We start from the raw sequence: 23,751 nt of genomic DNA on the forward strand, positions 1-23,751 counted from the left end.
GCGGGCCTCAGCCCGCGTCGCCACCGAGTTCCGGCTGCAGCACGCCGCGCAGGACGCGCTGGCATTCCGTCATTTCGACGAGCGCAGCTCTCAACAGCAGGAGATCCTCGCCGAACTCGGCCCGGTTATCGGGTTCCTCCGGCTGCGCCGGTTCCATGTCGAGCTGCCAGGGCAATTCATCATCGGCGCCGTCTGCGGTGCTCGCTGGCACGGGCCGACGCTGCGCCGACGCGGGTGCGGCAACCGCGGTGGGACCCTGCCCCCCGATCGGGCCGCCCCGGCCAATGGCCTGGACATGGCGCGGCCCCTGGTCCTTCAGGATCCGCTGCAAGCCCTTGATGGTATAGCCCTCGCCGTAAAGCAGCCGGCGAATGCCCTTCAGGAGGGCGACATCATCCGGCCGGTAATAGCGCCGGCCGCCACCGCGCTTGAGCGGCTTGATCTGGGTAAAGCGGGTTTCCCAGAAACGCAGGACATGCTGGGGGATGTCGAGGTCGTCTGCGACCTCGCTGATTGTCCGGAAGGCATCTGGGCTCTTGGTGTCCAATTCGGCCTCTACGTTGCCGGTGTGGAACTCCAGACTCACTCCTCGTCGCCCTCGCCCGCTTGCCCGTTGATGCGCGCCTTCATCACATTCGAAGGCTTGAACACCATCACGCGACGCGGCTCGATGGGGACCTCAACGCCCGTTTTCGGATTACGCCCGATTCGCTCGCCTTTGTCTCGCACGACGAACGAGCCAAAGGACGATAATTTCACATTCTCGCCGCGCGCGACGGCATCGCAAATCTCGTCGAGCACCGCTTCGACAAGTTTCGACGATTCTGTCCGCGACAGACCGATCTTCTGATACACAGCCTCGCACAAATCGGCGCGAGTGACCGTTTGCCCCGCCATTCATAGCCTCCAAGGCGTTCATGGGCCGGTGACCTCGTCACCAGCCTTGCGCCATTACGGACGCCGGACGCTATGCGTCCCGGACGGTCCGGTCAATCCTCGAGCGCCGTTTAGTGGCGCGCTTGGTCGAAATGGCAGAAAAAGGGAAGAGAAACTGTCCTAAGTGCCAGCGTTCTCAGCTGAAATGCTCACCAGCGGATCAAGGCCGACCCCCAGGTGAAGCCGCCGCCCATCGCCTCGATCAGGACGAGCTGGCCGGGCTGGATTCGCCCATCGTGATGGGCCTCCGCCAGAGCCAGCGGAATCGAGGCGGCCGAGGTGTTGCCGTGCCTGTCGACGGTCACCACGACGCGGTCATGGGCGATGCCGAGCTTGTCGGCGGTGGCATCGATGATGCGCCGGTTGGCCTGGTGCGGCACGAACCAGTCGATGTCGTTGCCGCTGAGCCCGGTCGCGGCGAAGGTGTGGCGGACGGTATCGGCGAGGTTCTGCACCGCATGGCGGAAGACCTCCTTGCCCTCCATGCGCAGGAAACCGACCGTCTTGGTCGAGCCTGCGCCGCCATCGACATAGAGCTTGTTCTTGTAGCGCCCGTCGGAGCGGATATGCGTTGTCAGGACACCCCGGTCGGCCAGCGTGCCCTCCCCCTGCTCCGCCTTGAGCACGACGGCCCCGGCGCCATCGCCGAACAGGACGCAGGTGGTGCGGTCTTCCCAGTCGAGAATCCGGGAGAAGGTTTCGGCGCCGATCACGAGCGCGGCGCGGGCGCTGCCCGCCTTGATGAAATTATCCGCGGTCGCGAGGCCGAAGACGAAGCCGGAGCAGACCGCCTGCAGGTCGAAGGCCGCGCCTTCGGTGATGCCCAGCGCGGCCTGGATCTGGGTCGCGGTCGCCGGAAAGGTATGGTCCGGCGTCGCGGTCGCGACGATGATCAGGTCGATCTCGGAGGCATCCATGCCGGCATCGGCCAGGGCCGCCTGCGCTGCCTTGAGGCCGACGACCGAGGTCGGCTCGTCATCGGCCGCAATATGGCGCTGGCGGATACCGGTGCGCTGGACGATCCACTCGTCGGTCGTGTCGACGCGCTCGGCAAGCTCGGCATTGGTGACGATGCGCCCCGGCAGATAGGAGCCGCATCCGCAAACCACAGATCGCAGAATGGACAAGTCAGGGATCCCTATTCGACGGCAGCGGCCTGAGGCGCCGTCTCCGGCTGCACCGAGGCAGCCACCATCTCGCGCAGCTTGGCCATCAGGTCATCGCGCGCCATCTCATAAGCCAGTTCGGTCGCGCTAGCGAAACCGATCGCGTCCGTGCCGCCATGGCTCTTGATGACGATGCCTTCGAGCCCGAGGAAGACGCCGCCATTGACCTTGCGCGGATCCATCTTGTCCTTCAACGCGGCAAATGCGCCACGTGCGAAGAGATAGCCGATCTTGGCCATCAGCGACCGGCTCATCGCGGCGCGCAGATACTCGCCGATCTGCCGGGCGGTGCCCTCGGCCGTCTTCAGGGCGATGTTGCCGGTGAAGCCCTCGGTCACCACGACGTCGACCGTGCCCTTGCCGAGATCATCGCCCTCGACGAAGCCGCGATAGTCGAGATGCGGCAGGTTGCCCTCGCGCAGGATGCGCCCGGCCTCCTTGACGGCCTCGACGCCCTTGATCTCCTCGACGCCGACATTGAGCAGGCCGACGGTCGGCCGGTCGAGATCGAAGACGACGCGGGCCATGGCCGCGCCCATGACCGCGAGGTCGACGAGATGGCGCGCATCGGCGCCGATCGTCGCGCCGACATCGAGCACCACGCTCTCGCCGCGCACCGTCGGCCAGAGCGCCGCGATCGCCGGGCGGTCGACCTGCGGCATCGACTTCAGGCAGAATTTCGACATCGCCATCAGCGCGCCGGTATTGCCGGCCGAGACCGTGACATCGGCCTCTCCGGTCTTGGTCGCGTCGATGGCCCGCCACATCGAGGACTTGTAGCGGCCATAGCGCAGGGCCTGGCTCGGCTTGTCGTCCATCTTCACCGACACTTCCGTGTGGTGGAAGGTCGTCACCGCCTTGAGCTTCGGATGGGCCTCCAGAAGCGGCAGGACCTGGGCCTGATCGCCGAAGATGACGAAGCGCGCGTCGGGCCGCCGCTCGAGGGTCAGCGCCGCGCCGGGCACGACGACGGCAGGGCCATGGTCCCCGCCCATCGCATCGAGCGCGATTGTAACTGGTCGTTTCATGGGGTGCTGATTGTTCCCGAGGGGCTCGGCCGCTGTGGCGCAAAATGGGGCGGCGGCGGACAATAGCGACTTGGCGAGCCGCCGCAAGCCACTGCGCGTGCCGGCAAAGCCGTCATTCGCCGCGCTTCAGTTTGGCCAGGGCCGCGAATGGCGATGCAAGCGCCGGGTCGTCGACCTGCGCTTCGAAACTCACCCCGGGCTTGCGCGGATAGGGATCGAGCCCGAGCGCCAGGAACTCGAGGGTGATCGCGCCAAGGTCGATCATGCCGTCGATAATCGGCTCCGGCGGGTCCTCCTCGTTGAGCATGACCTCGATGTCGATCTCGCCCTTCTTCTCGTCCTCCTCCTCGCGGCGGGCGGCGGCGAGCACCTCGGCCTCCGGCGCGAAATCGAGTTTCACGGGCAGCTTGAGGCTGACCGGGAAGGCCTCGAGCGTGATGATGCAGGTCTGATGCAGCTGCGCCGCGATCTCGCCCTCCAGCTTCACGCGCTCGCCATTGCGGGCGAGTTCATAGCGCGCCTCGAGCGCTTCGATCGAAGGCAGGTCGAGCGCACGGGCGAGCCCGGCGAGCGCAGAGCCCTCGGGCCTGACCACGATATGGGTGCCACGCGGCTTGATCGTCTCGACGCGGACGGGCTGGCTCAGCGGCAAGGCACGAGCGGAATCAGACACTGGGGGTACTTTCGTGAACCGGGAACGCAGGAAAGAGAGTCTCCTGCCCCAAAATTGCGTCAAGATCGAGCTGCGCCAGACGCTTCTGCGCCTGGCCGACATAGTCGGCGAGGGCTGACGCCCCTTCGCCCGGGCTGACATTGCGGCGCAGGGCCTCGGCCAGCGCGCCCGGCTCAGGCGCGCCAAGCGCGCTCTCATAGGCCTTGATGCGGCCGTAGAAGCTCTGCCCGATCTTCTTCATGCGCTTGGGCACGGCGATATCGCTGATCCCACCCTGGCGGAAGCCGAGCTCGAGATAGGCGAAGCAGGCATCGACAAAATCCTGCGCCAGATCGCTGGCCGGCGCCGGAAGTTCGCGCAGGCGCCGCAGAATCAGGAAGGCATGCAGCGTCAGCGATTCGAAGCGCCCTTCGAATGTGTCGGGGATGCCGCCGCCGATATAGAGGCCGGGCTGGCGCGACGCGTCAGCCACGCGGGCCAGCAACGCCTCGACCGGCGCAAGCCTTTTTGCGCGTTTTCCGAACAAGCCGAAGATCACCAGCGCATCTCCGCTCGCCGCCACTGCCTTGCCAAAGCCATTCTCGGGCGTTACGCCAACCTCTACCCGTTTGACAAGCGGCTTCGGATACCTCCTTGCCCACTCTGCTCCTGGATTCTCCCGCATGATCGACATGACCCGCCGCGCGGCCCTCTTCGGCCTTCTCGCGACCTCGTCACTCGCTCTAGCCGGATGCGGAGCCGATCGGGGCGGCTTCGTCCTGCCGACATCGGCGGGGCTGAACGAACAATACACCCGCGGCTTCGTCATGGACGAGCGCCTGGTCTCGCAGGTGAAGACCGGCATGGACGTGCAGCAGGTGCTGACCATATTGGGCACGCCCTCGACGACCTCGACCGTCGGGAACCGGACCTTCTACTATATCAGCCAGACGGTGCGCCGCCGCTTCCAGTTCCAGGAGCCCAGCGTCATCGACCAGAAGGTGCTGGTGATCTATTTCAACAAGTCCTTCAAGGTCGAGCGCATCGCCCAGTACGGCCTCCAGGACGGCGTGATCTTCGACTTCATCAGCCGCACCACCGTCACCGGCGGCGAGGAGCAGAGCTTCCTGCGCAACCTCTTCCGCGGCGTCACCAAGTTCTCGCCGCTCGGCGGCCTGGGCGGCGCCAGCAACTGAGCCGCACCCGACCGGACTGACCGAACACGAAAAACCCCTGCGGCCCATGCCGCAGGGGTTTTTCCTTGGGGTCAGGATTTGTCTAGGCGGGCCGGGCTTGCTTGCGCTCAGGCAGCGTCATCGCGATCACGCCAGCGATGACCAGGGTGAGCCCCGCCCAAGCCGTCGGGCTCAGGCGTTCGCCGAGGAAGACGATGCCGATGGCGACGCCGACCGGCACGCGCAGATAGGACACCGCCGTTGTGCCGACGGGACCAAGCGTGCGGATCAACCGGAAATAGATGGCGAAGGCGAGCGCGGTCGAGACCGCCGCCAGCGCCAGCAGCGCGAAGAGCGAATCCTGCGAGGGGCTCAGCGTCCAGGGCCGGTCGACGACCAACGCGACCGGCGTGAGCAGCGCAGCACCGCAGATCAGCGAACCGGCCGCGGGGATGAGCGGATCGAAGCCGGTGAAGTTGCGGCCGAACAGGGCGGCGCAGGCATAGCAGACCGTGGCAAGCACGATGGCGAGCTGCGCGGTGAGCTCGCTGCCGAACCCACCGAGAGCCTGCATGCCGACCACCAGGGTGATGCCGGCGAGCCCGGCCGCGACGCCGAAGGCCTTGCGCAGGTCGACCTCGCGGCTCCGCGTCAGCGCCAGCGTGATCAGGAAGACGAAGACCGGGGTCGTCGCATTCAGGATCGCGGCAAGGCCGGCATCGACGCTGCGCTCGGCCCAGGCGATCAGGGTGAAGGGAACGGCGCTGTTCAGGCAGGCCTGGAACAGGAACTTCCGCCAGCTGTCGAGGTCGCGCGGCAGCCTCAGACCGCGCCAGGCGATGACGGCCACCAGGATCATGCCCGCGATCAGGGTGCGCCCGGCAATCAGGGTCAGCGGCGGAATCGTCTCCACGCCGATCTTGATGAAGGTGTAGGAGCCGCCCCAGAGGGTGGCGAGCAGGAGCAGCAGGGCAAGCTCGACGGCGTGCCCGGACTTGACCTCCCCGGACCTGACCTCGGCGGGTGCAGCAGCGGCTTGGGTCGTCATGGTGGCTCTCCTTCTGTTGGAGAGACCATGCCATCGCGGACCGCCCGGAGCTTGCAGGAACGCTACGGTCCCGGCCGTAGCTTCACATCCTGATTCAAGTGGTCGAGACCTTGATTCAAGTTGGCGCGCCAAGCCCTTGCGTCATCAAGGAAAAGCAGTGCCCATCAAAGAGGAACCCCGCGGATCGCTCCGCGGGGCTGTGTCTCCGTACCGTGCGGTCCGGCTCAGGAATGGGCCAGGATCGCCAGCAGCAGCAGCGCGATGATGTTGGTGATCTTGATCGCGGGGTTCACCGCCGGGCCGGCGGTGTCCTTGTAGGGGTCGCCGACGGTGTCGCCGGTTACCGAGGCCTTGTGCGCCTCGGAGCCCTTCATGTGGCGCACGCCGTCCTTGTCGACGAAGCCGTCCTCGAAGCTCTTCTTGGCGTTGTCCCAGGCACCGCCGCCCGAGGTCATCGAGATGGCGACGAAGATGCCGGTGACGATGACGCCCATCAGCATGGCACCGACCGCGGCGAAAGCCTGGTTGCGGCCGGCAATGGCGTTGATGGCGAAGAAGGTCACGATCGGCGCCAGGACCGGCAGCAGCGAGGGCACGATCATCTCCTTGATCGCGGCCTTGGTCAGCATGTCGACGGCGCGGCCGTAATCAGGCCGATCCGTACCCAGCATGATGCCGGGCTTTTCCTTGAACTGGCGACGCACCTCCTCGACGACCGAGCCGGCGGCGCGGCCGACCGCGGTCATGCCCATGCCGCCGAAGAGGAACGGGATGAGACCGCCGAGCAGCAGGCCGACGACGACGAAGGGGTTGGACAGGGTGAAGTCGACCGTGACGCCCTTGAAGTACTGGAAGCTGGTCGAGCCTGCCTTGTTGGCCTCGGCAATGAAGAAGTTCAGGTCCGAGGTATAGGCCGCGAAGAGCACCAGGGCACCGAGGCCGGCGGAGCCGATCGCATAGCCCTTGGTGACGGCCTTGGTGGTGTTGCCGACCGCATCGAGCGCATCGGTGGAGTGGCGCACCTCCTTGGGCAGGCCCGCCATCTCGGCGATGCCGCCGGCATTGTCGGTGACCGGGCCGAAGGCATCGAGCGCGACGACGACGCCGGCCAGCGCCAGCATGGCGGTGGTGGCGATGGCGATGCCGAACAGGCCGGCCAGCGTGTAGGAGACGATGATGCCGGCGATGATCACGATGGTCGGCATCGCCGTCGATTCCAGCGAGACCGCGAGGCCCTGGATGACGTTGGTGCCGTGGCCGGTGACCGAAGCCTGGGCGATCGAGACCACCGGGCGCTTGCCGGTGCCGGTGTAGTATTCGGTGATGACGACGATGAAGAGCGTCACGGCGAGGCCGACCAGCGCGCAGCCGAACAGGTTGGCGGAGGTGAAGCTGACGCCCTGCCCCGTCGTGAACGAGGCGGAGAAACCGCCGAACATCAGCCAGTTGACCGCTGCGATAGCACCGACCGACAGCACGCCGGCGGCAATGAAGCCCTTGTAGAGCGCGCCCATGATCGACTGGTTGGCGCCGAGCTTGACGAAGAAGGTGCCGAGGATCGACGTCACGATGCAGGCCGCACCGATCGCCATCGGGTAGAGCATCATCGTGCCGAGCACCGGCTGGCCGGCGAAGAAGATCGCCGAGAGCACCATGGTGGCGACCAGCGTCACGGCATAGGTCTCGAACAGGTCGGCGGCCATGCCGGCGCAGTCGCCGACATTGTCACCGACATTGTCGGCGATGGTCGCGGGGTTGCGCGGATCATCCTCGGGAATGCCGGCTTCGACCTTGCCGACGAGATCGGCGCCGACATCGGCGCCCTTGGTGAAGATGCCGCCGCCGAGACGGGCAAAGATCGAGATCAGCGAGGCGCCGAAGCCCAGCGCCACGAGCGAGTCGATGACGGTGCGGCTTGACGGGGAGAAGCCGAGGAACGAGGTCAGGACGCCGTAATAGACGGCGACGCCGAGCAGCGCGAGGCCGGCGACCAGCATGCCGGTGACCGCGCCCGCCTTGAAGGCGACATCGAGCCCGTCACCAAGCGACTTCATAGCCGCCTGCGCAGTGCGGACATTCGCACGAACCGAGACGTTCATGCCGATGAAGCCGGCCGCGCCGGAGAGGATGGCGCCAATCAGGAAGCCGATGCCGACCCATTGGCCGAGCAGGTAGGTGAGGACCACGAAGAGCGCCGCGCCGACCACGGAAATCGTCGCGTATTGACGCTTCAGATAGGCCTGCGCGCCCTCGGCAACCGCGCCGGAGATTTCCTGCATGCGCTGGTTGCCGGCGTCGCGTTTCATGACATCGCCATAGGCCCAGATGCCGTAGGCTATCGATAGCGCACTCAATACTATGATGATGAGCAAGGCTGACATTCGGGATTCCTGACCTCGAGCTTCCGTCCAACGGGGCTTCAGACCCCGAATTCATTCGGTTTCTTGGGTCCGGAGACGAAAAATACGGGTCGAGGGAATCGCGCCCGCGTCGCGCATCGCCAGTACCGGTCAACTTTCTGCCAAGCTTTCGACAGAATCGCAAACGCGGAAGCTGACAATTTTGCGCAGATGTCAGGCAGGGCCGGCGCGCTTTGCTGCGCAGCCGGCCGGTCGGGAGCAGTTTTCGGGCGTCAGAGCGCCACGTCCCGGTTGACGTTCTTGTAGAGCAGATAAGCAGCGTCGGCAAAGCCGGTGGGGTAGAATTGCTGCGGGCAGTAACCGCCCATCCAGATGAAATCGCCGGCCCAGATCTCGTGCCATTCGGTGCCGAGGAAATAGAGCCCCTGCCCTTCCAGCATGTAGAGACCATGCTCCATGACATGGGTCTCGACATCGGGAAAATGCGCGCCGGGCTTGAACCACATCAGGTTCATCTCGAAATCGAAGCGCATATCGCCCCAGGGCAGCAGGAACTGGAAGCCGCGCCCTTCCGCCCCGGTATGGTTGGTGACCGGGATCTCGTCGCGATGCGACAGGATCGGCTCGGGCGCCGGCAGGCCGATCGCCTCGAAGCGCTTGCGCAGCCCGAGCACGCGCAAGGGCTCCGAACCGGTATTGCTCAGCGTGAAGGCGGTTCCGGGCGGCACATAGGCGAAGCTGCCCGGACGCAGGGCGCGAACTGGCGCATCCGCCATGGCGAACTGACCCTGCCCCGAGAGCACATAGTAGAAATGCTGGATGCCTTCTTCCCGGAAGGCCTCGGGCGTGCCGCCGCCGGGCGCGATCTCGAGCAGGTACTGCGCGAATTGTGCACCCAGGACGGGCGCTGCCAGAATCCGCACGATCGTCCCGCTGAAATGCGGCAGCCGGCTGATTAGCACGCCTTCCGGCGGCATGAACGCATAGTTGGGCCGCACCACACCGCGGTTATGGCCGATGGCGCCGGGCGGAAACCGGCCTGTCGTGACGGGCAACTGGTGCGGGCGCATCGGATCTCCTGCCGGGTCCTGAGGGATGAAGCTTGTTCTGGGAGCCTATGGGTCGGCCACCTGCGGGGCCGCCCCTCAGGCCAGCTGGGCGCGCTTCTGCGTGGCCTGCCAGGCGACCAGCACCAGCGCAACCGCCACCGGCGGGAAGACCAGCCAGTTGACGCTCTCCCAGCCGCCGGTGTTCAGCAGCCCGCCAGCCGAGAAGGAGGCAATGGCGACCGAGCCGAAGACGAGGAAGTCGTTGGCGGCCTGGACCTTGACGCGCTCTTCCGGGCGATAGCAGTCGGTGACCAGCGCGGTCGCGCCGATGAAGCCGAAATTCCAGCCGATGCCGAGCAGGACGAGCGCGATCCAGAAATGCGCGACGCTGAGCCCGTTCAAGCCGACGACGGCGGCGCAGGCCAGCAGCAACAGGCCGGCCGCCGTGACCTTCTCCTTGCCGAAGCGGGCGATCAACCGGCCGGTGAAGAAACTCGGCCCGAACATCGCGAGCACGTGCCACTGAATGCCGAGCGCGGCGTCGCCGATGCTGTGACCGCAGCCGACCATGGCCAGCGGCGCAGCCGTCATCACGAAGCTCATCAGGCCATAGGAGACGAGCGCAGCCGTGACCGAGGCGATGAATTTGGGCTGGCGCATGATCTGCGAAAGCGGCCGGCCGCCGCTCGAACGCACGGCCGCGACCGGCGGGGCGCGCAGCATCATGACGACGCCGATGGCCAGCAGCGCCAGCAGCCCCTGTGCCATGAAGCTGGCGGCGAAGGGCGCGGCTGGCGTCAGATCGCGGGTCCAGTAGACCGATTGCGGGCCGATGACGCCCGCCGCGAGCCCGCCGATCATGACCCAGGAGATGGCGCGCGGCTTGAAGCTCTCGCTCGCGGTGTCGGCCGCCGCAAAGCGATAGCTCTGCACGAAGGCGCCGTAGAGGCCGCACATGAAGGTGCCAAGGCAGAACAGCCAGAAGATCCGGCTCCCCGTACCGGCAGCCGCGATGCTGGAGGCGATGACGCCGATCAGGGCCCCGATGAGATAGCCGTTGCGGCGGCCGAGCCGGCGCATCAGCATCGCGGCGGGGATGACGCCGCAGGCGATGCCGAGCTGCATCAGGCTGACCGGCACGGTGGCGAAGGTCTTGTCGGTGACGAGCTGCGAGCCGACGATGCCGCCGAGCGAGACCACGATCGCCGGGTTTGCGCCGCCAAACGCCTGGGCGCAGGCGAGGACGAGGGCATTGCGTTTCGCCAGGGCATCGCCCTCGGCCACGGAAACATGCTGGTTCATCGCTGGGGCCGTCGTTCACACACCGGGCGGCCTGAGCGGGCGGCCCTCAGAAATGGGCGAAGGAGCCTTGCGCGAAGCTGCGCGCCCTGCCCCGTTCAAGAAAACGCATCACACCCAACTCGGACGTGACCCGGCCGATGCAGGCGAGTCCAACACCCGCCGCCTCGGCCGCAGCAGCCATAGCAGGAAATTCCCTTTCTGAGGCCGTGCAGAGAATTTCGTAGTCGTCTCCGCCGGTCCAGGCCAGTTCCGTCAGAGCGGGGTCAGCCATGATCGCGGCGCGGGCCGCGACTGAGAGCGGAACGGCATCGAGGTCGATCTCGGCACCGATTCCCGACGCCGCGACCAGCTTGGCGAGATCGCCGACGAGCCCGTCCGAGACATCCATGGCGGCCGAGGCATGGGCTTGCAGGGCCTCTGCCAGCGCGAGGCGCGGACGCGGATGCAGGTAGCGGTCGGCGAGCCAGGCGCGATCGGCTTCCGAGAGGCCGGCGACCCAGTCCGGCTTGCCGGGCGCATGGACCTTGAGGCCGAGGGCACCGTCGCCGATCGTGCCGGAGACGAGGACGAGATCGCCTGGCCTGGCGCCCGAGCGCAGCACCATGCGCCCGGCCGGAACGCTGCCGAAGGCGGTGATCGAGAGTGTGAGAGGCCCTGGCGTCGAGACGGTATCGCCGCCGACGAGCGGACAGGCGCTCTCGCCGGCGATCTCCCCCAGCCCCTGGGCAAAGCCCGCGAGCCAGGGCTCGGTCCAGCCCTTGGGCAGGGCCAGCGAGAGCACGAAACCGGAGGGAGACGCCCCCTTGGCCGCCAGGTCCGACAGGTTGACCGCGAGCGCCTTGCGGGCGATCGAGGCCGGTGGATCGTCGGGCAGGAAATGCACGCCTGCGACCAGCGCGTCCGTCGTGACCACAAGCTCGAAGCCACGCGCCGGGCGCAGCAGCCCGGCATCGTCGCGCAGGCCAAGGCCGCCCGCACCGGCGATCGGCGCGAAATAGCGCGCGATCAGCTCGAACTCGCCGGGTCGTTGGGGAGCGCCGGCCATCAGCGCGTCAGGCGGCCGGCGTGTCGAATTCGTCGGCGCGGAAGTCGCGGGCCAGCTTGTCGAGCACGGCGTTGATCATGCCGATCTCTTCGCCTTCGTAGAAGGCACGGGCGACCGCGACATATTCCGAGATCACGGCGCGCGCCGGCACATCCTTGCGGAAGGCCAGTTCATAGGCGCCGCCGCGCAGGATGGCGCGCACCACGGCCTCGACGCGCTTGAGCGGCCAGCCCGCGGCGAGAACATCGTCGACCGAGCGGTCGATCAGGCGCTGTTCGCGGACGACGCCGCCGAGCAGATCCCGGAAGAAGGCGATCTCGGCCTTGGGAAGCTCGATATCCTCGACCTCCTTGCCGATCCAGAACGCCTCGAACTCGGCCATCGCCTCGATGACGCCGCGCCCGCCGATCTCCATCTCATAGAGCGCCTGCACGACGGAGAGCCGTGCACCGCGACGCAGTTCCGCGCGGCTCATGAGGATTTGTCCGCAAGCGAGCGCTTGTAACGCAGCACGGCGAGCGCCGCTTCCGCCGCGCCGCCGCCCTTGTCCATGTCGGCGCGATTGGCGCGGGCCCAGGCCTGGGCATCGTTCTCGACGGTCAGGATGCCGTTGCCGAGCGGCATGGCATAGGCAACCGAGACATCCATCAGCGCGCGCGAGCTTTCGCCGGCGACGATGTCGTAGTGGCCGGTCTCGCCCCGAATGACGGTGCCGAGCGCGACAACCGCCTCATAGGGGTCGACCGCCTCGTCGGCGGCCCGCAGGCCGATGACGATCGCTGTCGGGATTTCGAGCGCGCCGGGCACGGTCACGACGTCGACGCGGCACTCGGCCTTGTCGAGCACCGCGAGCGCGCCTTCGAGCAGCTCGTCGGCCAGCTTGTCATAGAAGCGCGCCTCGACGACGAGCACGCGTGCGCCGTCCAGGGGAGCGGCGGGAGTTGCGGCCTTATCGGCCGAGATCTGCCGGGGTCCGGCCATCGTTCTTATCCTTGTTGGATTTCAAGTCGGCTGGTTACCCCCCCGGGCTCGCCTCCGCAAGCCGCGCGGCATACCGCGCCATCAGATCGACCTCGACATGAATGCGGTCCCCCTGCTTGCGCTCGCCCCAGGTGGTGACGCTGAAGGAGTGCGGAATCAGCAGAACGGTGAAGATATCGTCCTCGACGCTGTTGACCGTGAGCGAGGTGCCGTCGAGGCAAATCGAGCCCTTGGTCGCGATGAAACGCGGCAAACCCTGCGGCGCGCGGATGTGGAAGCGCGCCGTTGCGCCCCAGGGCTCGTCGGGATCGGCCGCGATCGGATCGATCTTCAGGATCGTGCCGACGCCGTCGACATGACCGGTCACCAGATGGCCACCAAGCTCGTCGCCCATTTTCAGCGAGCGTTCGAGATTGACCTTCGTGCCCGGCTCCCACTCCCCGGCGAGGGTCTTGGACAAGGTCTCGGCAGCGACCTCGACCTGGAAGATGCAGCCCGCCTCGCCGTCTTGCCGGGGCTTCAGCGCCGTCACCGTCAGGCAGATGCCGGCGCAGCAGATCGACGCGCCGATCTCGATTCCCGCAGCCTCGAACGGGCTCGCAATCGCAAGCCTCTTCAAGCTCGGCCCCTTGTTCTGAGCCTCCACGATCGTGCCAATGGCGGTGACGATGCCGGTGAACATCAGGCGATCCTCTCATAGCGCTCGAAACGGTCGTGGCCGATCAGGCCGCTCTCCGCAAGCCGGTACAGATCGGGGTCGGCCAGCAATCCGGCAAGGGCCGGACGGACGGCGACGACGCCGGGCGAACCCAGCATACGCGGCGAGGTCGAAACGACGACCTCGTCGGCCAGGCCCGCCAAAGCCAGTTTCTCGCCGATCGTCGGACCGCCTTCCGAAAAGACCCGGTTGATGCCGCGTGCGCCGAGCAGTTGCAACGCCTCGCGAAGATCGAGATGGCCGTCCGCTCCGGCGGAGACGCGCATGACCTCGACACCTGAGGCGACCAGCTCGGCCTCGTTGGCAACAGGGGCCGATTCCGTAGCGATCACCCAGACCGGAACCTCGCCGGCCGACTGCACGAGCCGGGAGCCCGGCGGCAGGCGCAGGTGCGAATCGAGAATGACCCTGATCGGCGAGCGCTTCGCCATTCCCGGCAGGCGGACCGTCAGCATGGGATCATCGGCGAGCACCGAACCGATGCCGAGCATGATCGCGTCGTGATGCGCCCGCTGGAGATGCACCCAGCCATTCGCGGCCTGGCAGGAAACCGCGATGGGGCCGCCCGCGGCCGTGCCCGCGTAGCCATCGGCCGTGCGTGCCACCTTGAAGGTCACCATCGGCCGCCCCTCGGTGATGCGCAGGACATAGCCGCGATGGGTGCGCCTGGCCTCCTCTTCGAGAACGCCGGTGGTGACGCTGATGCCGGCGCTGCGCAACAACGCGAAGCCGAGCCCGCGAAAGCGCGGATTCGGATCCGCCATCGCCACCACGACCCGCTTCACGCCGGCCCGAATGGTGCGTTCGACGCAAGGCGTCGCGGCGCGGATGGTGCGGTGGGAGCAGGGTTCGAGCGTGACATAGAGCGTGCCGCCTGTCGCGGCAGCGCCGGCCCGGTCGAAGGCATGGGCCTCGCCATGGGGCCGGCCACCGATCTGGGTGTGGCCGCGGGCGATCACGACGGGGCCGTCCGGCGTGTCCTGCGTGATCAGCGCGCCGACGCTAGGGTTCGTGCCGGTGGTGCCCAGCCCGCGCGCGCCATAGGCGAGGGTCTGCTGCATGAAGGCGCGGTCGAGCGCGCTCTGCTCAGTCATCGCCACGAATGGGCGGAACCACGCCGGCGCCCTCGATCTCGTCGCCGCTGAGCTGTCCGAGCAGCTCCTCGAAATCGCGGGCCTCGCGGAAATTCTTGTAGACCGAAGCGAAGCGGACATAGGCGACATCGTCGAGGGATTTCAGCCCCTCCATCACCAGCTCGCCGATGGTGGAGCTCGAAACCTCGCCCTCGCCCGAACTCTCGAGCTGGCGGACGATGCCGTTGACCATGCGCTCGACGCGCTCCGGCGCGACCGGGCGCTTGCGCAAGGCGACCTCGATCGAAGTCTGCAGTTTGTCGCGGTCGAAGACGGTGCGCCGGCCGGAGCGCTTCACCACCGTGAGCTCGCGCAGCTGCACGCGCTCGAATGTGGTGAAGCGGCCGCCGCAGTCAGGGCAGACGCGGCGGCGGCGGATCGAGGCGTGATCGTCGGTGGGACGCGAGTCCTTCACCTGGGTCTCGAGGGAGCCGCAATAGGGACAGCGCATCGCGGCTCTTCTCCTTCAGGCGACGGGTCGCCTTGCCTTCAATAGATCGGGAAACGTGCCGTCAGCTCGTGGGCCTTGGCCTTCACCGCCTGCTCGACGTCGGCATTGCCCTCATCGCCATGCGCGGCGAGCCCGTCCAGCACCTCGGCGATCAGCTCGCCGACACGCTGGAACTCGGCGACGCCGAAGCCGCGCGAGGTCGCAGCCGGCGTGCCCAGGCGGATGCCGGAGGTGACCATCGGCTTCTCCGGATCGAAGGGGATGCCGTTCTTGTTGCAGGTGATATGAGCGCGACCAAGCGCTGCTTCCGCCGCCTTGCCGGTGACCTTCTTCGAACGCAGGTCGACCAGCATGAGGTGGTTGTCGGTGCCGCCGGTGACGAGGTCGAAGCCCTTGGTCTTCAGCGTCTCGGCCAGCGCCTTGGCGTTCTCGACGACGGCGCGGGCGTAGATCTTGAACTCCGGCTGCAGCGCCTCGTGGAAGGCGACCGCCTTGGCGGCGATGACATGCATCAGCGGGCCGCCCTGGATGCCGGGGAAGATCGCCGAGTTGATCTTCTTCGCCAGCGCCTCGTCATTGGTCAGGATCATGCCGCCGCGCGGACCGCGCAGGGTCTTGTGCGTGGTGGTGGTGACGACATGGGCATGCGGGAATGGCGAGGGATGCGCGCCGCCCGCCACCAGGCCGGCGAAATGGGCGATATCGACCATGAAATAGGCGCCGACCTTGTCGGCGATCTCGCGGAAGCGGGCGAAATCCCAATGACGGGCATAGGCCGAGCCACCGGCGACGATGACCTTGGGCTTGTTCTCAACGGCGAGGCGCTCCATCGCATCATAGTCGATGGTCTGGTCGACGACGCAGACGCCGTAGGGCACGACCTTGAACCACTTGCCGGACTGGTTGACCGGGGCGCCATGGGTGAGGTGGCCGCCGGCAGCGAGATCGAGGCCCATGAAGGTGTCGCCGGGCTGCATCAGCGCCATGAACACGGCCTGATTGGCCTGGCTGCCGGAATTCGGCTGGACATTGGCGAACTGGCAGTCGAACAGGCGGCAGGCGCGCTCGATCGCCAGCTTCTCGGCGATGTCGACGAACTGGCAGCCGCCATAGTAGCGGCGGCCCGGATAGCCTTCCGCGTATTTGTTGGTCATCACCGAGCCCTGCGCCTCGAGCACGGCGCGCGACACGATGTTCTCCGAGGCGATCAGTTCGATCTCGTCGCGCTGGCGACCGAGCTCGAGAGCGATGGCACGCGAGATCTCCGGATCGGAATCGGCGAGCGAAGCGCCGAAGAACGAGTTCGAGAGATGCTTCTCGGCGGCGGCGTCACGACTCATGGGATGCTCCATCGGCGCTTCGGATTGCCGCAGGGGCCGGCAAAGGCCATGCGGCAGCCACGCAGTTCTGGCTGTTGCGGAATCTCGCGGCCGAGCCCGCTATCGCGCGCTCCGTAGCACGGTGGAGGCCGCCATTCCAAGGGCCGATGCGGGGTGACATGAGCGCACGTCACCTGCACAAAGGGCGGCGACAGCAGCCAGCAAGGAGTTGAACGTGACGCAAGACATCGCCGGGAATGCCCCACCTGCGAGGCGCTCGCCGTTGAAGGCCCTTCTGGCGAGCGAAGCAGCTGGCGGTCTCCTGCTCATGGGCGTCGCTGCGATAGCCCTCCTGATCGCCAATTCACCGGCCGCTCCCTCCTATTTCAAGCTGCTCGGAAGCTATGTCGGCGGGCTCAGCGTGCTGCACTGGGTCAATGACGGGCTGATGGCGATCTTCTTCCTGCTCGTCGGGCTGGAGATCAAACGCGAATTCATCGAAGGGCAGCTCTCGACCTGGTCGCGACGCGCCCTGCCCGGCATTGCGGCGCTCGGCGGCATGATCGCGCCCGCCCTGATCTATCTGGCGCTGACGCGCGGAGACCCGGTCGCGATGCGCGGCTGGGCGATCCCGGCGGCAACCGACATCGCCTTCGCGCTCGGCGTGCTCGCCCTGCTCGGGCCGCGCGTGCCGGTCTCGCTCAAGGTCTTCCTGACCGCGCTTGCGATTCTCGACGATCTCGGCGCCGTCCTGATCATCGCCTTGTTCTACACCAGCGAGATCTCGCTGCCGATGCTCGGCATGGCGGGCTTGTGCCTTGCCGTCCTGATTACGCTCAACCGGATGAACGTGACGCGGATCTGGCTCTACCTCGCCATCGGCGCGCTGCTCTGGTTCTTCCAGCTGAAATCGGGCGTGCACGCGACGCTCGCGGGCGTCATCCTGGCACTGACGATCCCGATCGGCGACGGCAGCGACAGCGACGAGCCCGAGCATTCCCCGCTGCACATGCTCGAGCACAAGCTGCACCCTTGGGTGTCCTTCGTGATCGTGCCGATCTTCGGCTTCGCCAATGCAGGTGTGTCCTTTGCGGGCATGTCGCCGTCGAGCCTGCTCGCGCCGATTCCGCTCGGCATCGCGCTTGGACTGTTCGTCGGCAAGCAGGTCGGCGTCTTCGGCTTCGCCTGGGTGGCGGTGAAGACCGGGCTCGGCACCATGCCGGCCAAGGCGAACTACCTGCAGCTCTATGGCGTCGCACTGCTCTGCGGCATCGGCTTCACGATGAGCCTGTTCATCGGAGCGCTGGCCTTCCCGCAGAATCCCGAACTCGGCGACGCCACCAAGATCGGCGTGCTGATGGGCTCGCTGCTCTCGGCGCTCGCGGGAGCGCTCGTGCTGAAGCTGGCTTCGGCAGGCCCGACCGGCGGCAAGCGCGGGGCCTGAACAGCGCTCTCCCCCTCCTCGGAGGGGAGCAGCCCTAGTCGCCGGTCACCAGTCGCCGCAGCCGCTCGCGCTGGGCCGAGCGGATATGGCTGCGCGCGGCTGCATCGGCTGCAACCGGGTCGCGGCGCTCGACTGCCACGACCAGGGCCTCGTGCTCGGCATGGGCCTGCGCGGCGCGGACGGGGTCCAGCAAGGTCGAGGGGCCGAGCAGCGCGCGGGCGTCACGCAAGGCGTTCAGTGTCTTGAGCAGGTAGCGATTATGCGCCGCACCATAGAGCGCGGAATGGAAGCGCTCGTTGTGGCGCGCCAGCTCCTGCGGCTGCGCCAGCAACCCGGCCTCCAGCGTATGGAGATCGCGCAGCGCCTCGATCTCGACCTCTGCGGCATGGCGCGCGGCGAAGGCTGCCGCCGTACCCTCGAGCGCCTCACGCATCGCATAGAGTTCCGAGACCGCCTGATGATCGAGCGAGGCGACGACGAGACTGCGCGATTCACGCGTGAAGAAGCCTTCCGCCTCGAGCCGGCGCACCGCCTCGCGCAGCGGCGTGCGGCTCATCTGCATATGCTTCGCCAGATCCTCCTCGCGCAGCCTGGCGCCGGGCCGAAGCTCTCCGCTGGCGATCGCGTCGCGCAGGCGCGCATAGGCCTGGCCCGCCAGCGAGGGCGCGGGCTGCATGTCGGCAAAATCACCCAAGACCATCTCCTCGCTTCGCCCGGCGCGCTTTCGCCTGTCACGCGTGATCGCGTGAGCCAGCCGCGAAATCAACGCTTGCCTCGCATCGAGTCATTTCAGTATTATTCGGTATACCGAAAACAAGACATCGTCGGCGAGAGACCGACGGGAAGAGCTCGACGGGAGGAATCGATGATGCGGAGATTTGCAGGATTGCGACTGGGCGCCGTGCTCGGGGCGATGCTGGGCATGACCGGCATGGCCGCAGCCCAGGACTGGCCTAGCCGGCCGATCACCATGGTGGTGCCCTATGCCGCGGGCGGCGGCACGGACGTGATCGCACGGGCCGTGGCCGAGAAGCTGCAGTCGCGCCTCGGCGTCGGCGTCGTGGTCGAGAACCGCGCCGGTGCGGGCGGCAATCTCGGCACGACCGCCGCGGCGCAGGCGCCGGCCGATGGCTACACCGTGCTGATCAGCAATATCGGCCCGATGGCCGTGAATCCGAGCCTGTTCAAGAATCTCAAATACGACCCGGCCGAGGTGCTCGAGCCCGTCACCCTGATCGCCAAGGCGCCGTTGCTCCTGCTGGTGCACCCATCGGTCAAGGCGAACTCCGTCGCGGAGCTGATCGCGCTGTCGAAGGCGCAGCCGGAAGGCCTGACATACGGCACGGCCGGCCATGGCTCGGCCAACCATATCGCGACCGCGCTGTTCGAACTGATGGCGCAGACAAACCTGAAGCACGCGGCCTATCGCGGCGCCGGCCCCGCCCTCAACGACCTGATCGGCGGCCATATCCCGATGATGTTCGCGACCCTGCCCTCGGCGATCGGCCATGTGCATGGCGGCACATTGCGGGCTCTCGCCGTCACGACCTCCGAGCGCGCACCGGCCCTGCCGGCCGTACCGACGCTCACTGAGGCCGGGGTGCCCGGCTACGAGGCCAGCGGCTGGTATGGCGTCTTCGTCCGCAAGGGCACGCCGCAGCCGATCATCGACAGGCTGCGCAGCGAGGTCGCGACCATCATCAACCTGCCCGAAGTGCGCCGGAATCTCGAACTCGAAGGCGCGCAGCCGATCGGCAATACGCCGCAGGAGTTCACGGCCTTCGTCAAGGCGGAGCGCGAGAAATGGGCGAAGGTGGTGGCGCAAGCGAATATCAAGGTCGAATGATCCCTGCTGCCCGCCCCGCGCGGCGACGCGCAGGCCGGGCAGCTCCATCCCAGTTCCGGACGAAGCCCTGCAATGACCGATACATCACAGAAAAACGCCGCCCTGCGGCTTCTCGTCCTGGACGGAGACGGCATCGGCCCCGAGATCAGCGCGGCCACCCGCCGCGTGCTCGACGAGGCCAGCGGGCTCTTCGGCTTCGCGCTGAGCTATGAGCATGCCGAGATCGGCTTTGCCGCACTCGGCAAGGTCGGCTCGACCTTCCCGGAGGACGTCTTCGCGGCGGCGCGTCAGGCCGATGGCGTCATTCTGGGACCCGTATCCCATAATGACTACCCGCCGGCCGAGAAGGGCGGACTCAATCCCTCCGGCCAGCTTCGCAAGCGGCTCGACCTCTACGCCAATATCCGCCCTGCCCGCTCGCGCGAGGGCTTTGAGCCGCGCTGCGGCAAGCCGCTCGACCTCGTCGTGGTGCGCGAGAACACCGAGGGCTTCTATTCCGACCGCTCGATGCATCTCGGCCCCGGCGAGATGATGCCGACGCCGGACCTGGCCCTCTCCTTCCGGAAAGTGACGCGGCAGGCCTCGCTGCGCATCGCCGAGAGCGCCTTTGCCCTTGCCCGCCAGCGCCGGCGCAAGGTCACGGCCGTGCACAAGGCAAACGTGCTGCGGATCTCCGACGGGCTGTTTCTGGAATGCGTGCGGTCCGTCGCCGAACGCTATCCCGACGTCGCCTATGAGGAGAAGATCATCGATGCGATGGCGGCGCTGCTGGTCCGCGATGCCGGCGTGTTCGACGTCATCGTGACGACCAACATGTTCGGGGACATCCTCTCCGACCAGGCCTCCGAGATTTCGGGCAGCCTGGGGCTTGCCGCCTCGCTCAATGCGGGACAGGACCATGCGGTGGCCCAGGCGCAGCATGGCTCGGCTCCCGACATCGCCGGCCGCGACCTTGCCAATCCCTGTTCGCTGATCGGCTCGGCCGCGATGCTGCTGAACTGGCTGGGCGAGCGCAGGCAGGACCCTGCCCTGCTGCGTGCCGGACAGGCGATCGAGGCCGCGCTCGACCGCACGATCCGCCTGCCGGAGCAGCGCACGCGCGACCTCGGCGGAACGCTCGGGACCAAGGCCTTCAGCGAGCGCGTCGTTGCCGTGCTGCGGGAGACCGCGACGGCAGCCTGACCACAGCCCACGGAGGCCAAACGAAAACGGCCCGCCAGAACTGGCGGGCCGTTTCAGCGTGAGAGAGCTTGCGCTCAGATGTTCTGGTCTTCCTGCAGCGCCGCGACCGGCGCCGGGCCCAGGCCATCCTTGTTGTAGATGTCGTCGCGGAACTGGACGCCGCCATCGGGCGTCGCCCAGGCGGTGATATAGACCCAGTAGCACGGCACGGGATTGCTGATCCGGGCGTTGATGCGCTCGCCGGACTGGATCACCTCGTCGATCTTGGCGCGATCCCAGCCGGGCGTCTCCTTGAGCAGCCAGGCGATATAGTCGCGCACGTTCTGTACGCGGATGCAGCCCGAGGAGACGAAACGGAAATCGTCGCCAAAGATGCCCTTGGCCGGCGTGTCATGCATGTAGACGCCGTGCGGGCTCGGGATATTGATGCGCACAAAGCCGAGCGAGTTGAACTCGCCGCCGGGATCCTGGCGGAAGGTGTAGCGGGTGGCCTCGTCCGAATTCCAGTTGACGCGCTCGGGCGCGATCTCGCCGGCGGGACCGATGATGCGGATCTTGTTCTCGGTGAGGTAGTTCGGCTCCTTGCGCATCTTCGGGATCAGATCCTTGCGGATGATCGAAGCCGGCACGGTCCAGGTCGGGTTGAAATTGACCTCGGGGATCTTGGTCTGCAGCAGCGGCGACTGCCGGTCGGCCTTGCCGACGCCGGCGGCATGCCGGGTCGCGACATGGCCGTTCTCGACCGTCTCGACCGAAGCCGCCGGGATATTGGCGACGACATAGCGGTTGCCGAGATTGCCCGACCAGGAGCGCAGGCGCACCACATTGGTCTCGAGCTGGCGGATGCGCCGCTCGACCGGCACGTTCAACGCCGTCAGCGTCGCGCGGTTGATCGCGCCGGTCGTCGAGAGCCCGACGCGCGACTGGAAGCGGCGCACCCCGGCTTCGACATAGGAATCATAGATATTGCTGGTGCCGGCAGCCGAATCGAGATCGCCGGTGATGATCAGGCGCTGGCGCAGGGCGACGACGCCCGGACCGCGCGAGCCGACGCCGAGCCGGTCGTTCAGCTGGATCGGGGTCCAGCCGCCGCGGGCGGCAAGGTCGCGATAGGCGACGATCGCCTGCTCCGTCGCCTGCAGCGTCTCGGGAGACAAGGTCGGGGTCGAGGACCGGGCAACAGCATTGCGAGCGCCTGAATCATAGCTCTGGCGCCACTCCGCCTGCTGAGCCCAGGCTGGCGCGGCCGCGGCCGTTGCTGCACCCGAAAGCAGTGCCAGCACGGTTTCGCGGCGGGTCAGGCTGAAATTCGACATCGTATCCCTCTTCCCTCGTCCTCAAGGTGCAAGACCGCGCATCAGCGCCGCAAACAACAAGTCCGGCTCCGCCATGGATGGCGGCCCGGTTGCGAGCGACGATCCAATACCACAGTTAACGTCTCGTGATGAGCGCGGCGTTTTTAGGGCATTGGCGACGAAGGGGAAGCAGGGAATGCAGCATGGGCGCCCTGCGTCGCCCAACTGCAACAGCAGCGGACCGGAGAGCAACAGCGGCCCGAAAGACTCCCGCAGCGAGGGCGGGAGTTTGCAAGTTCAGGTCAGGTCAGCGCCGATTGTCTGGCGGTTCAGGCCAGAAATTAGAGCTTGTAGCGGATCTGGTCGGTCCAGAAGCGCTCGAGACGCAGCAGCGCGTTGTTCATGCGCTCGAAGTCATCGGCCGCGATGCCGCCGATCTGCTCGACCGTCTGGACATGCTTGTCGTAGACGCCCTTCACGAGATTGTGCACCTCATGGCCCTTCTCGGTCAGGCTGATGCGGACCGAGCGGCGGTCGATGCGCGAACGGGCATGGTGGAGATAGCCGAGTTCGACCAGCTTCTTGACGTTGTAGGACACGTTCGAGCCGAGATAGTAGCCGCGCGTCCGGAGCTCGCTGGCGCTGAGCTCGGCATCGCCGATATTGTAGAGCAACAGCGCCTGGACGCTGTTGACGTCGTCACGGTTGCGGCGCTCGAATTCATCCTTGATGACATCGAGCAGGCGGCGATGCAGCCGCTCAACCAGGGTGAGAGACTCAAGGTAAAGGGGCTTCACCTTGAGTTGAATTTCTTCCGACTTCACAGGAGCCAAAGTCTTTACGCTCGTTGTCATGGTATATCCCGCCTGTTGCATGCCGGCCAGGATTTATCTCCCGGTCCGCTTCTGAAAACACCATAGGCTGGACGGATGAAAACGAGTTTAAATATCAGGATGAATCGGAGATTTACCCCTTTGGGTGAATCGTAAGTGAAGCCAGAAACGCTTAAGCTAAAGCGTTTATTACCATGACTCGACGCAATCGAGGCGCTTTGCGGCGAAACGGGGCTCTCCGCGCCAGGACGCGAGTGCCCGCCCGAACAGCGCCATTGCCAGGACCGGCACCGTGCGCCGAGCGCCCCGCAAGCCCGGATCTGCCGGTCTCAAGTCTCCTCGTTCTCCGCCGCCCAGGTGGCCAGGAAATACGCGGCCATCAACCCCACATAGGTCGCGATCAGATAGGGCGTCACCGGCAGCAGCCGCGGAAAGAAGAAGCCGAGCAGCAACTGGCTGACCGCCGCCAGAAGCCAGAGCACCCCGCCCCAGGTGCTGGTCAGCCAGAGCCCGACCGCGGCGACGAGATCGATCACCGCGAAATAGACCGTGATCGCCTGATAGCTCAGCAACTGCGCCTCGAACGGCGTCTGCCCCTCCATGCCGATGCCGAAGATCACCGCCCAGGCCATCAGCCCCTTGGCCATCCAGGCGAGCGACAGCAGGCGCAGCAGCCAGACCAGCACGCGCCGCCAGCGGGTCAGCTTGCCCTTCTTCTCCTCGAGGCCGGCCGAACCGATGACGCGCTGCCCGCGCAGGGGCTCGCCATCTCCCCTCCCCATTCCCAT

Annotated in this window: 25 protein-coding genes; 4 read left to right on the plus strand and 21 right to left on the minus strand. The window is 66.7% G+C overall.

What is annotated here, in order from left to right:
• Window positions 1-7 precede the first annotated feature (7 nt).
• The 6 genes from BIWAKO_RS01145 to BIWAKO_RS01170 form a co-directional block, all read right to left on the minus strand.
• Window positions 8-586 (minus strand): MerR family transcriptional regulator, encoded by a 579-nt coding sequence (locus BIWAKO_RS01145; RefSeq protein ID WP_371331715.1) that lies wholly within the window; start codon window positions 584-586, stop codon window positions 8-10.
• Window positions 583-897, minus strand: coding sequence for an integration host factor subunit alpha (locus tag BIWAKO_RS01150; protein ID WP_069876977.1), 315 nt, complete (start codon window positions 895-897; stop codon window positions 583-585). The genes BIWAKO_RS01145 and BIWAKO_RS01150 overlap by 4 nt, the downstream gene beginning before the upstream one ends.
• 188 nt (window positions 898-1,085) lie before the next feature.
• Complete coding sequence (locus BIWAKO_RS01155) at window positions 1,086-2,063, minus strand: beta-ketoacyl-ACP synthase III (RefSeq protein ID WP_069876978.1); 978 nt, start codon at window positions 2,061-2,063, stop codon at window positions 1,086-1,088.
• Between the two features lie 11 nt (window positions 2,064-2,074).
• Window positions 2,075-3,130: a phosphate acyltransferase PlsX gene (gene plsX / locus BIWAKO_RS01160; RefSeq protein ID WP_069876979.1), complete on the minus strand. Its 1,056-nt coding sequence runs from the start codon at window positions 3,128-3,130 to the stop codon at window positions 2,075-2,077.
• Window positions 3,131-3,242: 112 nt separating this feature from the next.
• Window positions 3,243-3,803 (minus strand): YceD family protein, encoded by a 561-nt coding sequence (locus tag BIWAKO_RS01165; protein ID WP_069876980.1) that lies wholly within the window; start codon window positions 3,801-3,803, stop codon window positions 3,243-3,245.
• Window positions 3,796-4,341: a ubiquinol-cytochrome C chaperone family protein gene (locus tag BIWAKO_RS01170; RefSeq protein WP_069882060.1), complete on the minus strand. Its 546-nt coding sequence runs from the start codon at window positions 4,339-4,341 to the stop codon at window positions 3,796-3,798. Before BIWAKO_RS01170 ends, BIWAKO_RS01165 begins: the two co-directional genes overlap by 8 nt.
• A 124-nt stretch (window positions 4,342-4,465) precedes the next feature.
• Between BIWAKO_RS01170 and BIWAKO_RS01175 the strand changes: the two genes are divergently transcribed.
• Window positions 4,466-4,978 (plus strand): outer membrane protein assembly factor BamE, encoded by a 513-nt coding sequence (locus BIWAKO_RS01175; RefSeq protein ID WP_141739930.1) that lies wholly within the window; start codon window positions 4,466-4,468, stop codon window positions 4,976-4,978.
• A gap of 82 nt (window positions 4,979-5,060) precedes the next feature.
• Here the strand turns inward: BIWAKO_RS01175 and BIWAKO_RS01180 are convergent, their stop codons facing one another.
• From BIWAKO_RS01180 to glyA, 11 genes are all read right to left on the minus strand, one after another.
• Window positions 5,061-6,005, minus strand: a complete 945-nt coding sequence (locus BIWAKO_RS01180) for a DMT family transporter (RefSeq protein WP_069876981.1) — start codon at window positions 6,003-6,005, stop codon at window positions 5,061-5,063.
• Window positions 6,006-6,229: 224 nt separating this feature from the next.
• Window positions 6,230-8,386 (minus strand): sodium-translocating pyrophosphatase, encoded by a 2,157-nt coding sequence (locus tag BIWAKO_RS01185; protein WP_069876982.1) that lies wholly within the window; start codon window positions 8,384-8,386, stop codon window positions 6,230-6,232.
• Window positions 8,387-8,637: 251 nt separating this feature from the next.
• A complete protein-coding gene (gene allE, locus BIWAKO_RS01190; protein WP_069876983.1) occupies window positions 8,638-9,435 on the minus strand; it encodes a (S)-ureidoglycine aminohydrolase in 798 nt (265 codons plus the stop codon).
• Window positions 9,436-9,510: 75 nt separating this feature from the next.
• Complete coding sequence (locus BIWAKO_RS01195) at window positions 9,511-10,716, minus strand: MFS transporter (RefSeq protein WP_176733241.1); 1,206 nt, start codon at window positions 10,714-10,716, stop codon at window positions 9,511-9,513.
• A 46-nt stretch (window positions 10,717-10,762) separates the two neighbouring features.
• A complete protein-coding gene (gene thiL / locus BIWAKO_RS01200; protein ID WP_069876984.1) occupies window positions 10,763-11,761 on the minus strand; it encodes a thiamine-phosphate kinase in 999 nt (332 codons plus the stop codon).
• A 7-nt stretch (window positions 11,762-11,768) separates the two neighbouring features.
• Window positions 11,769-12,236, minus strand: coding sequence for a transcription antitermination factor NusB (gene nusB, locus BIWAKO_RS01205; protein WP_069876985.1), 468 nt, complete (start codon window positions 12,234-12,236; stop codon window positions 11,769-11,771).
• The gene (gene ribH / locus BIWAKO_RS01210; RefSeq protein WP_069876986.1) at window positions 12,233-12,742 is read right to left on the minus strand and encodes a 6,7-dimethyl-8-ribityllumazine synthase; all 510 of its coding nucleotides are present in this window, start codon (window positions 12,740-12,742) and stop codon (window positions 12,233-12,235) included. Before ribH ends, nusB begins: the two co-directional genes overlap by 4 nt.
• 34 nt (window positions 12,743-12,776) lie before the next feature.
• A complete protein-coding gene (locus BIWAKO_RS01215; RefSeq protein ID WP_069876987.1) occupies window positions 12,777-13,424 on the minus strand; it encodes a riboflavin synthase in 648 nt (215 codons plus the stop codon).
• Window positions 13,424-14,554 (minus strand): bifunctional diaminohydroxyphosphoribosylaminopyrimidine deaminase/5-amino-6-(5-phosphoribosylamino)uracil reductase RibD, encoded by a 1,131-nt coding sequence (gene ribD, locus BIWAKO_RS01220; RefSeq protein WP_069876988.1) that lies wholly within the window; start codon window positions 14,552-14,554, stop codon window positions 13,424-13,426. Before ribD ends, BIWAKO_RS01215 begins: the two co-directional genes overlap by 1 nt.
• Window positions 14,547-15,044: a transcriptional regulator NrdR gene (nrdR, locus tag BIWAKO_RS01225; RefSeq protein ID WP_069876989.1), complete on the minus strand. Its 498-nt coding sequence runs from the start codon at window positions 15,042-15,044 to the stop codon at window positions 14,547-14,549. Before nrdR ends, ribD begins: the two co-directional genes overlap by 8 nt.
• Before the next feature lie 38 nt (window positions 15,045-15,082).
• Window positions 15,083-16,384, minus strand: a complete 1,302-nt coding sequence (glyA, locus tag BIWAKO_RS01230; protein ID WP_069882063.1) for a serine hydroxymethyltransferase — start codon at window positions 16,382-16,384, stop codon at window positions 15,083-15,085.
• A 214-nt stretch (window positions 16,385-16,598) separates the two neighbouring features.
• Here glyA and nhaA point away from each other — a divergent pair, with 214 nt between their 5' ends.
• Window positions 16,599-17,807 carry a Na+/H+ antiporter NhaA gene (gene nhaA / locus BIWAKO_RS01235; RefSeq protein ID WP_244523332.1) on the plus strand — a complete coding sequence of 403 codons (1,209 nt, stop codon included), beginning with the start codon at window positions 16,599-16,601 and terminating at the stop codon, window positions 17,805-17,807.
• Window positions 17,808-17,841: 34 nt separating this feature from the next.
• Here nhaA and BIWAKO_RS01240 read toward each other — a convergent pair whose 3' ends face one another.
• Complete coding sequence (locus BIWAKO_RS01240) at window positions 17,842-18,501, minus strand: GntR family transcriptional regulator (RefSeq protein WP_244523333.1); 660 nt, start codon at window positions 18,499-18,501, stop codon at window positions 17,842-17,844.
• Between the two features lie 171 nt (window positions 18,502-18,672).
• Between BIWAKO_RS01240 and BIWAKO_RS01245 the strand changes: the two genes are divergently transcribed.
• Window positions 18,673-19,653 carry a Bug family tripartite tricarboxylate transporter substrate binding protein gene (locus tag BIWAKO_RS01245; protein WP_069876990.1) on the plus strand — a complete coding sequence of 327 codons (981 nt, stop codon included), beginning with the start codon at window positions 18,673-18,675 and terminating at the stop codon, window positions 19,651-19,653.
• A gap of 72 nt (window positions 19,654-19,725) precedes the next feature.
• Window positions 19,726-20,835, plus strand: coding sequence for an isocitrate/isopropylmalate dehydrogenase family protein (locus BIWAKO_RS01250; RefSeq protein ID WP_069876991.1), 1,110 nt, complete (start codon window positions 19,726-19,728; stop codon window positions 20,833-20,835).
• A gap of 74 nt (window positions 20,836-20,909) precedes the next feature.
• Here the strand turns inward: BIWAKO_RS01250 and BIWAKO_RS01255 are convergent, their stop codons facing one another.
• From BIWAKO_RS01255 to BIWAKO_RS01265, 3 genes are all read right to left on the minus strand, one after another.
• Complete coding sequence (locus BIWAKO_RS01255; RefSeq protein WP_069876992.1) at window positions 20,910-22,151, minus strand: L,D-transpeptidase family protein; 1,242 nt, start codon at window positions 22,149-22,151, stop codon at window positions 20,910-20,912.
• Window positions 22,152-22,471: 320 nt separating this feature from the next.
• On the minus strand, window positions 22,472-22,984 hold the full coding sequence (ldtR, locus tag BIWAKO_RS01260) for a transcriptional regulator LdtR (RefSeq protein ID WP_069882066.1): 513 nt from the start codon (window positions 22,982-22,984) through the stop codon (window positions 22,472-22,474).
• Between the two features lie 308 nt (window positions 22,985-23,292).
• Window positions 23,293-23,751, minus strand: coding sequence for a DUF6163 family protein (locus BIWAKO_RS01265; protein WP_141739931.1), 459 nt, complete (start codon window positions 23,749-23,751; stop codon window positions 23,293-23,295).

Origin of the sequence: Bosea sp. BIWAKO-01 (genome assembly GCF_001748145.1) — a bacterium.
Lineage (GTDB): Bacteria > Pseudomonadota > Alphaproteobacteria > Rhizobiales > Beijerinckiaceae > Allobosea.